Source organism: Ruegeria arenilitoris (assembly GCF_013035315.1).
Taxonomy (GTDB): Bacteria; Pseudomonadota; Alphaproteobacteria; order Rhodobacterales; family Rhodobacteraceae; genus Ruegeria; species Ruegeria arenilitoris_D.
Window position 1 is genome coordinate 290,674 of record NZ_WQHP01000005.1, and the last position, 12,556, is coordinate 303,229.

General features: G+C 59.2%; 12 protein-coding genes and 1 pseudogene. 3 read left to right on the top strand and 10 right to left on the bottom strand.

The genetic code is table 11. From position 1 onward, the window contains the following. Positions 1 to 82 precede the first annotated feature (82 nt). The 7 genes from GOV53_RS13290 to GOV53_RS13320 all read right to left on the bottom strand — a co-directional run bounded on the left by GOV53_RS13290 (position 83) and on the right by GOV53_RS13320 (position 6,490). Positions 83 to 1,099, bottom strand: coding sequence for a P1 family peptidase (locus GOV53_RS13290; RefSeq protein WP_170467356.1), 1,017 nt, complete (start codon positions 1,097 to 1,099; stop codon positions 83 to 85). 81 nt (positions 1,100 to 1,180) lie between these two features. Then, entirely contained in the window at positions 1,181 to 1,927 is a 747-nt protein-coding gene (locus GOV53_RS13295) for an SDR family oxidoreductase (protein WP_170467358.1), read from the bottom strand. A 60-nt stretch (positions 1,928 to 1,987) separates the two neighbouring features. Continuing rightward, the gene (gene arfB, locus GOV53_RS13300) at positions 1,988 to 2,407 is read right to left on the bottom strand and encodes an alternative ribosome rescue aminoacyl-tRNA hydrolase ArfB (RefSeq protein ID WP_170467360.1); all 420 of its coding nucleotides are present in this window, start codon (positions 2,405 to 2,407) and stop codon (positions 1,988 to 1,990) included. Between the two features lie 262 nt (positions 2,408 to 2,669). Further along, positions 2,670 to 3,314, bottom strand: coding sequence for a queuosine precursor transporter (locus GOV53_RS13305; protein ID WP_170467362.1), 645 nt, complete (start codon positions 3,312 to 3,314; stop codon positions 2,670 to 2,672). Positions 3,315 to 3,405: 91 nt separating this feature from the next. Then, the gene (locus GOV53_RS13310) at positions 3,406 to 4,290 is read right to left on the bottom strand and encodes an esterase-like activity of phytase family protein (RefSeq protein ID WP_170467364.1); all 885 of its coding nucleotides are present in this window, start codon (positions 4,288 to 4,290) and stop codon (positions 3,406 to 3,408) included. After that, positions 4,263 to 5,126, bottom strand: a complete 864-nt coding sequence (gene mepA / locus GOV53_RS13315) for a penicillin-insensitive murein endopeptidase (protein ID WP_170467366.1) — start codon at positions 5,124 to 5,126, stop codon at positions 4,263 to 4,265. Before mepA ends, GOV53_RS13310 begins: the two co-directional genes overlap by 28 nt. Then, on the bottom strand, positions 5,123 to 6,490 hold the full coding sequence (locus GOV53_RS13320; RefSeq protein WP_170467368.1) for an MFS transporter: 1,368 nt from the start codon (positions 6,488 to 6,490) through the stop codon (positions 5,123 to 5,125). The genes mepA and GOV53_RS13320 overlap by 4 nt, the downstream gene beginning before the upstream one ends. 129 nt (positions 6,491 to 6,619) lie before the next feature. Here GOV53_RS13320 and GOV53_RS13325 point away from each other — a divergent pair, with 129 nt between their 5' ends. The 3 genes from GOV53_RS13325 (at position 6,620) to yaaA (ending at position 9,829) form a co-directional block, all read left to right on the top strand. Further along, positions 6,620 to 6,907, top strand: a complete 288-nt coding sequence (locus GOV53_RS13325; protein WP_170467370.1) for a YggT family protein — start codon at positions 6,620 to 6,622, stop codon at positions 6,905 to 6,907. Positions 6,908 to 6,985: 78 nt separating this feature from the next. Then, positions 6,986 to 9,025 carry a DNA helicase RecQ gene (recQ, locus tag GOV53_RS13330; RefSeq protein ID WP_170467372.1) on the top strand — a complete coding sequence of 680 codons (2,040 nt, stop codon included), beginning with the start codon at positions 6,986 to 6,988 and terminating at the stop codon, positions 9,023 to 9,025. Positions 9,026 to 9,058: 33 nt separating this feature from the next. Further along, positions 9,059 to 9,829 carry a peroxide stress protein YaaA gene (gene yaaA, locus GOV53_RS13335; RefSeq protein ID WP_170467373.1) on the top strand — a complete coding sequence of 257 codons (771 nt, stop codon included), beginning with the start codon at positions 9,059 to 9,061 and terminating at the stop codon, positions 9,827 to 9,829. Here the strand turns inward: yaaA and GOV53_RS21335 are convergent. From GOV53_RS21335 to GOV53_RS13345, 3 genes and pseudogenes are all read right to left on the bottom strand, one after another. Next, a complete protein-coding gene (locus GOV53_RS21335) occupies positions 9,820 to 9,963 on the bottom strand; it encodes a hypothetical protein (protein WP_254439280.1) in 144 nt (47 codons plus the stop codon). The genes yaaA and GOV53_RS21335 overlap by 10 nt on opposite strands. Continuing rightward, the gene (locus tag GOV53_RS13340; RefSeq protein WP_254439281.1) at positions 9,963 to 10,280 is read right to left on the bottom strand and encodes a VOC family protein; all 318 of its coding nucleotides are present in this window, start codon (positions 10,278 to 10,280) and stop codon (positions 9,963 to 9,965) included. The genes GOV53_RS21335 and GOV53_RS13340 overlap by 1 nt, the downstream gene beginning before the upstream one ends. 9 nt (positions 10,281 to 10,289) lie before the next feature. Next, a pseudogene (locus tag GOV53_RS13345) lies at positions 10,290 to 12,505 on the bottom strand (response regulator). Between the last annotated feature and the right edge of the window lie 51 nt (positions 12,506 to 12,556).

A 12,556-nucleotide genomic window follows, 5' to 3' on the forward strand; every position in this document is an offset into this window, starting at 1 on the left:
CGAATGGACCGTCGGCGCACAAAAGAGTCAACGCGCAGATTGCCGCGCGGTGGCAATCTGCCACTGATCCAGAAAAGCGTCCTTAACGAAAGTCATGTCCATCGGACCAACAAGGCAAAAGATCACCCAGCGCTGGGGTGGCCAGGTAGATCGCCCGTGCAATGGCCCGCGCTAGACACAGAGAGGCCGCGTGGCCCAGCAGGCCCAGATCGGCCTCGGTCTTAAGCGGTTGATTTCCTGCGCTGACACCAAACACAAGATCGCCATCCCCCGGTGTGTGCGCAGGCACGATGGCGCGCGCGATCCCGTCATGGGCCGCCACCGCAAGCCGCTGGCATTGCGGCTTGGACAGATCTGCGTCAGTGGCTACGATTGCGATTGTTGTATTAGCTTTGTCGGCCTGAGCCGGGCGCATTGCGCTGGCCTTTCGGCTGGCCACGTTACGCCCGAGGCCTGAGCTGGAATCAGGCCCTAAACCGCCAAATTCGCCCTCGATTTCAAAGGGCGCCGCCCAGAAATGCCGGTCTCCGGGGGTGGTGACGCTGCCCATCGGGTTGGCAGCGACCAGTGCGCCGACGATGATACCGCTGTCCAACACCAGCGACGCCGATCCCAGTCCGCCCTTGTGCATCGCGGCCAAGGCACCGGTACCAGCCCCGGCGCTACCCAGATCAAACTGGTCCGAGGCATTCTGGAACGCGAGTTGCCCCAGCGCGCGATAAGGGTTTTGATCCCAGTCTTTCGCGCCGCCATTGAGCAAATCAAACAGGATCGCGCCGGGAACGATCGGGACCACGGCACTGCCGACCTGAAACCCGCGCCCATCTGCCCGCAAAGCGTCGGACACACCGGAACAGGCGTCCAGCCCAAAGGCCGAACCTCCGGAAAGCACGATCGCATCAACACGCGACACCGATTTATCAGGGGCCAGCAGGTCCGTTTCGCGCGTTCCGGGCGCGCCGCCCATCACATGGACCGAAGCTGTGAACGAGTTTGCCGCCGTCAACACTGTGGTGCCGGATTTCAGAGTTTCATCCTGTGCGTTCCCAACCAGCAGGCCGGGGACATCGGTGATCAGATTTCGAGGTCCTGGGGTCATCGCAGTCTTTGACGTTGGGGCCGCAAAGCGCGCAGGCGCGCTGCCTCCGGCGGAGGTATTTTTGGCCAGATGAAGAGCGGATCAGATACAGCGGCCACCGTCGACCTCCAACGCGGCACCGGTGATCATGCTGGCCTCTTCCGAGCACAAGAAGCAGGCGGCGTTTGCCATGTCTTCCGGGGTGGAGAAGCGACCCAGTGGAATGGTCGAGAGGAACTTGGCGCGAACCTCTGGTGTGTCTTCGCCCATGAAGGATTTGAGCAGCGGCGTTTCACCCGCCACAGGGCAAATGGCGTTCACCCGGATGCCCGATGGGGCCAGTTCGACCGCCATGGTCTTGGTTGCAGTGATCATCCAACCCTTGGAGGCATTGTACCAGTTCAGGTTCGGACGAGGCGACAACCCGGCCGTCGATGCGACGTTCAGGATCGCGCCTGCGCCCCGTGCTTTCATGTGCGGTACAAAAGCGCGCGCCGTCAGGTAGACTGATTTCATGTTCACGTTGTAGACGCGGTCAAAATCCTCTTCGCTGACATCCTCAAGCGGGGTTGGCAGATGCGTAACACCTGCGTTGTTGACCAAGATATCAAGCTGGTCAAAACGGTCGAACGCGGTATCCGCCATCGCCTGCACAGATGCGCCGTCAGCCAGATCGACTTGTTGGGCAAAGGCGTTGGGGCCCAACTGATTGGCTTGAACCTCGGCCGCATCCCCGTTGATATCGGCAATCATCACGCGTGCGCCTTCGGACAGGAACTTGCGTGCGATTCCGGCACCAAAGCCCGAAGCGCCGCCTGTCACGATTGCGGTTTTTCCCTCTAACCTCATGGCTTTGTCCTTTTGCAGCTGTGCAAAATCAGAGTAGCGAAGCGCCGCTAAGATGCCAGATCAATCTTCGGACACTTTACCACGCAACGCTTTGACATCCGCCCTGGCCTTTTTGGCCGCCAACCGCCGCTTGACCGAACCATAGGTGGGTTTGGTGGCGATACGGCGCTTGGGTTTTACCAGGGCACGCCCGATCAGCTCGGCCAGACGGTTACGGGCAATATCGCGGTTGCGGGCCTGACTGCGGGTTTCATCGCACTGGATGATGATCGAGCCCTCATTGGTCCAGCGCCGCCCGGCCAAGCGCTTCAGCCGCGCTTTGACCGGATCCGGCAAGGAGGGAGAGCGCGCAGCCTCGAACCGCAGCTCGACCGCAGTTGAGACCTTGTTCACGTTCTGCCCGCCGGGACCGGAAGACCGCACGAAGCTTTCGGTCATTTCCCAGTCCTGCAAGGTGATATCGTCGGTGATACGCAACATGGCGCGACCTTACAGGTCTGATCCGCAAACAAAAAGGGCCGCCCCGGTGGGACGGCCCTTCGAAAGTACAGGAGGTTGGGTCGGTTAGATCAATCGACCAGCCGGAGCGACCGCTCCGCCAAGGGCTGCCTCAACAGGCTTTCCCCCCGGTTGTTCCAACACCTCTCTCCAATCTCTTTCTCGACACTGGATCACCTCCTTTTCTATCTGTTGCGGTTAACTCTGAGCCTGACACAAGATGCGCCATTCTCAAAGCACTTTTTTACACAGGCTGAGCGGTCAACCGCGCAACGATCACCTTGAACGGGATCAGCGCGATCAGGGCCAGCGACAGTTTCACCAGCCAATCGGCAAAGGCGAGGCTCACCCACAAAGGGGCCTCGGGGCCGGATAGCATGAAGGGCACAGGCTCCCACGCCCAGTTAATGGCCGCGTCTGCGTCCGCGCCGAAGATGGTGATCGACGCCGAAAAGGCGATGGTGAAGAACAGCGTGGTGTCCAAGGCCGATCCGACCAGCGTCGAAACCAGAGGTGCGCGCCACCAACGGCCACCGCGCATTGCATTGAACACTGTGACGTCGGTCAGCTGCGCAATCAGAAACGCGGTGCCCGAGGCGACCGCAACCCGCAGCGGAACAGCGGCATAGGTAAAGCCGTCGCCCTGCAGCATGATCTGTGTGCCGATCAGTGAACAGATGATACCGGTGATAAATCCGGCGAACACGACCTTGCGGGCCGGCCCCACGCCATAGACGCGGTTCATGATGTCGGTGACCAGGAAGGCCAGCGGATAGGTGAATGCACCCCAGGTCAGGAGTCCGTCAAAGACCAGGAACTGAACCAGAATGTTTGAGGCCACGACAATGGCGGCCATGGCAAGGATGCCGGGAATAAAGCTGCGTTGCATTTTCAGATGCCCGTTTTGACAAGGTAGCGGCGACTTGGCCAAGGGGTCATCCCAAGGCAAGCCGTGCGTTTAGACCTTTGGCTGACCGCTGTCAATCGGGCAGCAGATATTCGACCAGCTCGGTCCGTTGAAGCGCCAGAAAGTTGTCATCGGACACCATGGTCGCACGCAACCTGCCCTGATCGTCGCGCCAGACGGACAAACCTTCGAGATTGTCATGCGCACCTGTGCCGGTCTGGAACAGAATCTCTTCTTCCTGCGGGGTATCATGGTTGATCTGCCAACGCCGCAGGCGCGAGCGGAATCCGGTCCAACCCACGTCACGTTCCAGAACGTACAACCTGCCATCCGGTCCGAAATCTGCGCTGACCGGCAGAAACTCGCCCTGTTGCGGCAAGACGAAAGGCGTTGACCAATTCTGGCCGTCCCAACGATAGACAGGGATGTCGCCCTGCGCGGTCCGGTTTTCCTCGGGCATCGTGTAAAGGCGACCTTGTCGATCAATCGCAAGCGCCTCGAGCGATCCGTTGTCTTCAAAGCCATCAAACGCCTTAGGCCGCGGCAGAACCTGCGCCCTCGCACCGGGAGAGGCATAGTACGCCACCCGATGGACGCCCTCAAACGACACAAACAAACCGCCATCCGGCGCCATGGCGAGGCCTTCGGAATCTCCGACCGGGCCGGTCAATGGCCGGCCTGTGCTGGACAGCAAAGGCCAGTGCGCGGTGATCTGCACACCCGAAAGCTGATCCCCGTCACGCTGAATCCGCGCGGTGACCACGGTGGCCCGATCACTCATAGCGGTGATGTAACTGCCGTCATCCGAAACATGAATAGCCGAGAAGCCGCCAAACCAATCGGCCTGATAACTCCAGGTGAGGCGCGAAAGATGGGCGGCCGATTTGTGATCGACCGCCCAGACCGCTCCAGCCACCAAAAGGGCGGCGATCAGTTGGATTGCAGGACTTGTACGCATTGCTGAGGAAGGTCGGCCAATCGGTATTCCCGTCGTGGCTTGGGTGCAGGGGCGTTCGGGTCGGGCGGGGGCGGGTTGAGAATGTTATTCACCCATTGCTGCGCCTCGGCGCAACCATCGCCTTTTGGCGGAGGATCCTGATTAACGCAACCACCAGAGCCCCGAGGGCACTTCAGCCGTACGTGAAAATGGTAGTGATGCCCCCACCACGGCCTGATCTTGCGCAGATAAGCGCGATTGCCTTTTTCGTTTTTACACATTTCGACCTTGGCACCGGGAAAGACAAAAATCCGCGCAACGCGTTTGTCCTTTGCCGCTTCGCGCAGCACGGCATGGTGCTGTTTGGTCCAGTTCTGGTTGACGAAAGCCCCGTTGGACCGGCGCAGCGAAATCGACGAGATATTCTCGCGCGCCTTACGGCTGAGACGCATGTTGTCGCCGGGCAGCATCCAGATATCAATATCCAGCCCCAGCTGGTGCGATCGATGGCCCGAGGTCATCGGCCCACCCCGAGGTTGGCTGATATCCCCAACATAGAGACCGTTCCATCCCGGTTGTTTGGCTGCAAACTTGCTGAGGTCCTGCACATAGTCAATCGCAACTGGGTGCCCCCAGTTACGGTTTCGTGACAAACGCATCGCCTGCCATGTGGGCCCTGTCTCGGGCAGCTGCACCGACCCGGCAGCACATCCGCGCGAATAACTGCCGAAAGCCGCTGGTTTTTGCTGTGAACTTGCTTTCTGCGCCCCAAACAACTGCTTGGCAAGTGGTTGCGCCGTGGCGGTATTCGCCAGGGACATGACGGCCAGCATTGCTAAAAAACGTAATAAAATCATCTGCTCTGATCCCCTTCCGGTTTCACCCAGCGCATCAGGATTAATCCCAGAATAAACAACAGAACGATGGGTGACACCCCCAGTCTGGCGCTGCCGGTCACCGTTGTGGCAATTCCGATCAGCAAAGGGGCCGCGAATGCAGTGGCACGGCCGGACAGGCCATAGAGGCCAAAGCTTTCAACAGGGGCCTCGGGATCGGTATGGCGTACCATCATCGAACGGCTGGCAGACTGCAAAATACCGCCCATCCCGCCGATCAACACGCCGCAGCCAAAGAACACCAGATCCGGCAGGCCGGACCCGTCGGGCAGTGAGATTCCAAAGATCTGCGTCCGATCCATCGACACAATGGTGGTGCAGACGAAGATCAGCACCCAGATGGCCACCAAAATTACCGGTTTAGGGCCGTATTTCTTGTCCAGCTTGCCGCCAACCCAGGAAAACGCGGCGGCGGCCAAAACACTGACGATGCCAAAGACGCCGATCTTGATCAAATCCCATTCCAGTACCAGCCGCGCATAGACACCGCCAAAGCTGTAAAGCCCGTTCAGCGCATCGCGGTAGAACATGGACGACCCCAGATAGCTGGCCAGACTAACCCTGTGGCGCAGGTTCGAGATCGACTTGGCCAGCAAGCTCAACGCCTCGCTCACGCTGCCTTTCTTGTCGGTTGGTGCATCATCTCGAACCCAAAGGAAGTAGGGGATCATAAACAGGATAAACCACCCGGCTGTGAACGGCCCCACGAAACGAGTGCCCTGTTGGGTTGCGGCATCCAACCCGAACATCGGATCCATCCCGATCAACGTCTTGCCATTGGCCTGCTCAACAAACAGCGCCAGCATGATGGCCAGCGAAATCAGCCCGCCGAAATATCCAAAAGCAAAGCCTGAACCGGAAATTTCGCCCACTTCGTTATCGTCACCCAGATCGGGCAATTGCGAGTTGATAAAGATCAGCGCGTATTCGGCCCCGACAAATCCCAGACCGAAAGCCGACAGCATAAGCCACATGTTCGACCCGTCCGGCATCGTGTACCACAATGCAGCGGAGCCCACGGCGTACATCACTGAAAAGGCAAAAATCCAAGGAATACGTCGACCCGAGACGTCGGCCATCGCGCCCAGCAAAGGGGCCCCAAAGGCGATGATCAGCCCGGTGATGGTAAGACAGTTGGCCCAGACGGTTTGCGCGCGCGCGGCGGCGGCCTCGGCATCCAATCCTGTTCCGGAAAAGTACCCGGCAGCAACCCCGGCAAAATAAGGGCCAAACACAAAGGTCACCAGCAATGTGTGATACGGCTGGCTGGCCCAGTCAAAAAACCACCAGCCCCAGATGCGCTTGCGCTTGGAAATCTCTGCCATGACCGCCCCAATTTATTGTTAGATCAATAAGACGGCTGTTTCAGTTATTTCGCAAGCGTTCTGTTGGCCTGCACTTGCTCTTTGCCGCGCAGGCGCTTACGTCTCAGCAAACGTGCAAACGGAGTGCCCATGCTGTCGCTGATCCAAATCCTTCTGCTGATCCTGGACATTGTCTGGTTCATCATCCTGGCCCATGTGATCATGAGCTGGCTGATCAACTTTCAGGTGCTCAACCTGCACCAACAGCTGGTCGGGCAAATCTGGTACGGGCTAAATCGCTTGTTAGAGCCGATCTATGGCCCCATCCGCCGCATCCTGCCCAATATGGGCGGGCTTGATTTGACTCCTCTGGTGGTGCTGATCGGCGTATACGCCCTGCGGATCATCCTGATCAACAATGTGGCCTATTTCGTCTGAGGCCTTGTTCACCGAATCTTAGTATGTGATTGTCCTGTCTTAAGAGCAGATAAACCTTAAAACAGGGCAACCCCGCACATGTTCGACGCCGCACCTATGCTGCGAGATGTCTTTGGATTCGACGATTTCCGCCCCGGACAGGAAGAGATTGTCGATGCCGTCACGCTGGGCGAAAATGTGCTGGCGATTATGCCGACGGGTGGCGGTAAATCTCTGTGTTATCAGTTGCCTGCCCTGATGCGGGACGGCGTGACAGTGGTGATCTCACCGCTGATTGCCCTGATGCGCGATCAGGTGCGTGGGCTGCAGGAAGCAGGCGTTGAGGCTGGCGCGCTGACCTCGGGTAACACGCCCGAAGAAACCGACGCGGTGTGGGAAGCGCTAGAGGCCGGGCGGCTAAAGCTGCTCTATATGACACCAGAACGCCTGGCCGCCGGGTCCGCATTGGGAATGCTGAGGCGGATCAATGTCAGCCTGATCGCTGTTGATGAGGCCCATTGCGTCAGCCAATGGGGCCACGATTTCCGCCCCGACTATTTGCGCATCGGGGAACTGCGCCGCGCTCTGAACGTACCGCTGGCCGCTTTCACCGCGACTGCGGATGCGGAAACTCAGGACGAGATTGTCGAGAAACTGTTCGACGGCACAGCTCCCAACAAGTTCCTGCGTGGTTTCGACCGGCCCAACATCCATCTGGCCTTTGCCGCCAAGGATGGTCCGCGTAAGCAAATCCTCGACTTCGCCGAAGCGCGTAAAGGGCAATCCGGCATCGTCTATTGCGGCACCCGCAACAAGACCGAAGTTCTGGCTCAGGCTCTTCGGGCCGAAGGGCACTCGGCCTGTCACTACCACGGTGGCATGGAGGCGGAGGATCGCCGCATCGTCGAAACCCGCTTTGCCCGCGAAGATGGCCTGATTGTCGTCGCTACTGTTGCCTTTGGCATGGGGATCGACAAACCCGATATCCGCTGGGTCGCCCACGCGGATCTACCCAAGTCTATCGAGGCCTACTATCAGGAAATCGGCCGCGCTGGTCGCGACGGCGGCCCCGCTGAAACGCTGACCCTGTTTGGCCCCGACGATATCCGCCTGCGCCGCTCGCAAATAGACGAAGGGCTGGCCCCACCTGAACGGCGTATGGCCGATCATGCCCGTCTGAACGCTCTGCTCGGGTTGGCCGAGGCGCTGGAATGCCGCCGTCAGACCCTACTTGGGTACTTTGGTGAACAGATCGAGCCCTGCGGCAAATGCGATCTGTGCGACACCCCACCCGAGGTGTTCGACGGCACCACCCCGGTCCGCATGGCCCTGTCCGCGATCCTGCGGACCGAGGAATGGTTCGGCGCGGGTCACCTGATCGACATCCTGTTGGGTGACGAGACCGACAAAATCCGCGCGCGGCGTCACGATGAGCTGTCGACCTATGGCATCGGCAAGGACTGGTCGCGGCCACAATGGCAGGCGATTTTCCGGCAGATGATGGGCCATGATCTGGTCCGACCTGACCCCGAACGCCACGGCGCGCTGCAAATGACCGAAGCCGCCAAGCCCATCCTGAAGGGAGAGGCACAGATCAACCTGCGCAAGGACACGCTGCGCAAAGCTGGTCGCCGACCTGCAGTCAAAATGATGGTACCCGAGGAAGACGCCCCCCTGCTGTCTGCGCTGAAAGCCAAGCGGCGTGCCCTTGCAGAATCCGCTCGGGTTCCGGCCTATGTCATTTTCCCCGACCGGACGCTGATCGAAATGGCTGAGAAACGCCCCAAAACGCTGGACGACATGGCCCGCATCGGCGGCGTTGGTGCGAAGAAATTGGAACGATACGGCGACACTTTCCTTGAGGTGATCGCGGGCGAGGTCGAAGCCGTGCATCCCGCACGTCGCAAACTGGCCGGTCGGGATCAGGGCGATATCTATGACCGTTTGCTTGAAGTGCAGTCGCAGTTATCGCGCGGTCCCGATGGGATCGACAAGCCGCTGACGTGCTCGGCCTCGCAACTGGCCAAGGTTGCGCAGCTGCGGTCGGACGATCCTCGGTCGATGGAAAAAGTGCTGGGTGATCGCCGTCACGAAAGGTTTGGGGCCGCCTTTCTGGACGTGCTGCGGCAGACGGACTAAGTATCCCGGATCAGGCAAGGAACGAGGGCGGATATGCTGGTAGTGATTTCCCCGGCCAAACGGCTGGACTGGGCAGAGCGGGATGTTGAGGTCACACAGCCCGACTTTCAGGACGATGCCATACGCCTGTCAAAAACCGCCCGCAATCTGACGCTGGGCGATCTGAAAAAGCTGATGGACCTGAGCGATGATCTGGCCCGCTTGAACCGCGACCGGTACCGCGCGTTCTCAGACACACCCGAGGGTGAGATGACCCGCCCTGCCGCGCTGGCCTTTGCGGGCGACACCTATCAAGGGCTCGAGGCTGCTTCGCTAGATTCCGAAGAAATGGCCTGGGCGCAGGATCACCTGCGCATTCTGTCGGGTCTTTATGGCGTGCTGCGCCCTCTGGATGCAATTCAGCCTTATCGTCTGGAAATGGGCAGCAAGCTGAAAACCCGCCGCGGCAAGAACCTTTACGAATACTGGCGGGATCAGCTCAGCAAGGCCTTGAATGCGCAAGGAGCCGAGATCGGGTCAGACGTTTTGGTGAACTGTGCCAGCCAGGAATACTTCAGCGCGGTTGACCCCAAAGCGTTGAAGCTGCGCGTGATCACCCCCGTGTTTATGGAAGACAAAGCCGGTACGCCCAAGATCGTGAGCTTTTTCGCCAAGAAAGCGCGCGGTGCGATGGCGCGTTATGTCGTCCAGCACCGGCTGACCGACCCCAAAGGGTTGTTGGATTTCGACAGTGGCGGCTATGAATACCGTCCCGAGTTGTCGGAAGACGACAAACCGGTTTTCGTGCGCCCCTATCAGGCCTGATCCAGCATGGACGGGTCGTAGGCGACCAGTTCGACGGTATTGCCCTCGGGGTCTTCGGTAAAAATTCCCCGCCAGCCAATCCAGCCAAACTGCTCGACCCGGTAGGGTTGGCCGAGGCGATCATACCAGCGCATCACGGCTTCTTGCTCATCAAAGGGCAGCGACAAGGCAATGTGATGCAGGGACGATCCGCCACCCGTAACCGGTGTCTGCGACCCTGTCGGATGCAGCCCGGGCCGGGGCGCTTCCAAATGGTGAAACAGAGCCAGAACTTGCGTGTGGCCACCAAAACTGGGCGCGATCTGAAAAAGGTAATCGCGCTGTTGTGGTCGCCGCTCAGGCGCGTCAAGCCGATAACGTCTTCGTAGAACGTAACCATCGCGCCCATATCGGCGCAGCGAATGGCAATCTCACCCAGAGCGCGGGGCTGAAATCCACGATTTTCACTCATGACCTGACCCTATTCGGGGGAAGCATCCGGGGCAATAAGCGGCGCGCAATCCGGTGGCTTATGAGACTGGACCATCTGATGAATCTTCTGCTTTTGCAGAGGTTTGGTCAGGTAGTGGTCCAGCCCGGCTGAAAGGATACCCTGATCGTCGCCCGCCATCGCGTGGACTGTCAGAGCAACGATGGACACATGCCGCCCGGTTTCGATCTCATGCCGCCGGATTTCGCCAGTGGCCTGTTTGCCATCCATTTGCGGCATCGAAATATCCATGAAGATCAGGTCGGGCTTGAATTCCAGATGCGCCTGCACCGCTTCAAGCCCGTTTCCGGCAAAGCGCAGATCGATGTTCTGGTCCTTGACCATTTTCCTGAGGATCAACTGGTTGGTCCGGTTATCCTCGGCCGCAAGAACGCGCATGACGCGTTGCTCCACGTCGGATGCAGTCAGTTCGGCTCGCTCATTGGACGGGGCAGAGGCCGTCTGCTTCTTGGTCGGCTTCGACTGACCCAGCGCCATCAGGCGCGCATACAGCTCGGCTCGGGGGATTGGCTTTTGCAGCACCCCGTCGATCAGGTTGCGGGCAGGATGTGCGTGGATGACACCGGGATTGGCCGACATCACGATCACCGGCAGATCACTCCACCCTCGCTCTTTCAAGGTGACGGCCAGTTCCAGCCCGTCCATGTCCGGCAGATCATGATCACACAGCATCAGATCAACACTGTCGCCCAACGCGGCCAAAGCCTCGCTCCCCGATGCGCAAACGGTAACCTGCGAGCCCAATCGCCCAAGCTGCTTGGACAGGATTGCGCGATTGGCTGCCAGATCCTCGACAACCATCACGTGCCGCAGCCGGCCATTCAGATCCGGCGGCTCGGGCTGCGGGCCTTCAGCCGTTGGCAGCGAGATACGAAAACCGAAACATGACCCTGCCCCGGTTCGCTGTCCACCCAAATTGTTCCGCCCATCAACGTTATCAGACGCTTGGTGATCGCAAGCCCCAGTCCTGTCCCATCAAAAGCGCGGTTTCGCTCGTCTTCGACCTGATTGAACTCGCCGAAAATGTGCCCGATCTTGTCCTTGTCGATGCCGATGCCAGTATCTTCGATGGCGACGTGTACGTCGCAGGAATGCGCGTCGTGATTGGGCACTCCGGTGACACGGATCAGAACATGCCCGTTGGACGTAAACTTGACTGCGTTGCCGACAAGGTTCGTCAGAACCTGCCGTACCCGCCCGGGGTCGCCCACAAACAGCGTCGGCAGGAACAGATTATAATCCACCAACAGCGTCAGACCCTTGTCGCGCACACTGGGCTGCAGCAGCATCGCGACCTCAAGAATGCAGCGTTCGAAATCAAACTGTTCGGGATTCAGAGTCAACTTGTCAGCTTCGATCTTCGAGTAATCCAGCACGTCGTTGATTATCACCAGCAGCGCTTCGCCCGAGTTACGAATGGTATTGAGATACAATCGCTGTTCTTCGTCCAGGGGCGTTTCAGACAGCAATTCGGTCATCCCAACGATGCCATTCATCGGCGTGCGGATTTCGTGGCTCATGTTGGCGAGAAAGGCGGATTTGGCTCGGTTTGCCGCCTCGGCCCTTTCGCGCGCGGCGGTCAATTCGGCCTCATGCCGGACAGAGGCGGTGATGTTCAGCGCCAGGCTGACAACGTCACCTCCGTTACCGCGCTGATCGATGAGCTTGATATAGTGTCCATTCCACAGGCGAATAACCTCGGGCTGCGGGTGCGGTATGGCCCAGCGCTTCAGCAACCTTTGCTGCCACTCGCTGGGGGCCTCTGAGCCGATGTCGACCAGACCTTCGGTGATCATGATTTCCAGAATTCGCGGATAGGTCACGCCCGGCGCAACCTCTTCAAGCCCTTCGAACACACTGAGATAAGCAGCGTTGGCCCCGATCAGGCAGCTGCTTTCATCGAAGAAAGCGAACCCGTCCTGAATGGTCTGGATCGAGTGCCACAGTCGGCGCTCGGCCACTTCGATCTTGGCATTTGCCACCGTCAGATCAGATTTGACTTTTTCATTCTCATCGCGAACCGTCTCCACCTCGGCCTGGGTTTCGCCGATGCGCTTGGTCAGAGCCATCGCATGCAAGCCCAGCTTGCGGTTCGCGGCCGACAGTTCGGCCTGTTTCATTTCAAGCAGCCGCTCAGACGCAAGCCGCGCGCGCCGTTCCTGTGCCAGTTTTCCTGCAAGACTCATCTTTGCTGATCCCGGGGTCCTTTGCACACAGCATCTGGGCAGAGCGTGAAG

Bases quoted from the DNA above. Each gene is read 5' to 3' on its own strand.
- GOV53_RS21335 (WP_254439280.1), bottom strand. From the start codon at position 9,963: ATGCGCTGGTATGATCGCCTCGGCCAACCCTACCGGGTCGAGCAGTTT.
- GOV53_RS13325 (WP_170467370.1), top strand. From the start codon at position 6,620: ATGCTGTCGCTGATCCAAATCCTTCTGCTGATCCTGGACATTGTCTGG.
- GOV53_RS13320 (WP_170467368.1), bottom strand. From the start codon at position 6,490: ATGGCAGAGATTTCCAAGCGCAAGCGCATCTGGGGCTGGTGGTTTTTT.
- yaaA (WP_170467373.1), top strand. From the start codon at position 9,059: ATGCTGGTAGTGATTTCCCCGGCCAAACGGCTGGACTGGGCAGAGCGG.
- GOV53_RS13340 (WP_254439281.1), bottom strand. From the start codon at position 10,280: ATGAGTGAAAATCGTGGATTTCAGCCCCGCGCTCTGGGTGAGATTGCC.
- GOV53_RS13310 (WP_170467364.1), bottom strand. From the start codon at position 4,290: ATGCGTACAAGTCCTGCAATCCAACTGATCGCCGCCCTTTTGGTGGCT.
- mepA (WP_170467366.1), bottom strand. From the start codon at position 5,126: ATGATTTTATTACGTTTTTTAGCAATGCTGGCCGTCATGTCCCTGGCG.
- arfB (WP_170467360.1), bottom strand. From the start codon at position 2,407: ATGTTGCGTATCACCGACGATATCACCTTGCAGGACTGGGAAATGACC.
- recQ (WP_170467372.1), top strand. From the start codon at position 6,986: ATGTTCGACGCCGCACCTATGCTGCGAGATGTCTTTGGATTCGACGAT.
- GOV53_RS13295 (WP_170467358.1), bottom strand. From the start codon at position 1,927: ATGAGGTTAGAGGGAAAAACCGCAATCGTGACAGGCGGCGCTTCGGGC.
- GOV53_RS13290 (WP_170467356.1), bottom strand. From the start codon at position 1,099: ATGACCCCAGGACCTCGAAATCTGATCACCGATGTCCCCGGCCTGCTG.
- GOV53_RS13305 (WP_170467362.1), bottom strand. From the start codon at position 3,314: ATGCAACGCAGCTTTATTCCCGGCATCCTTGCCATGGCCGCCATTGTC.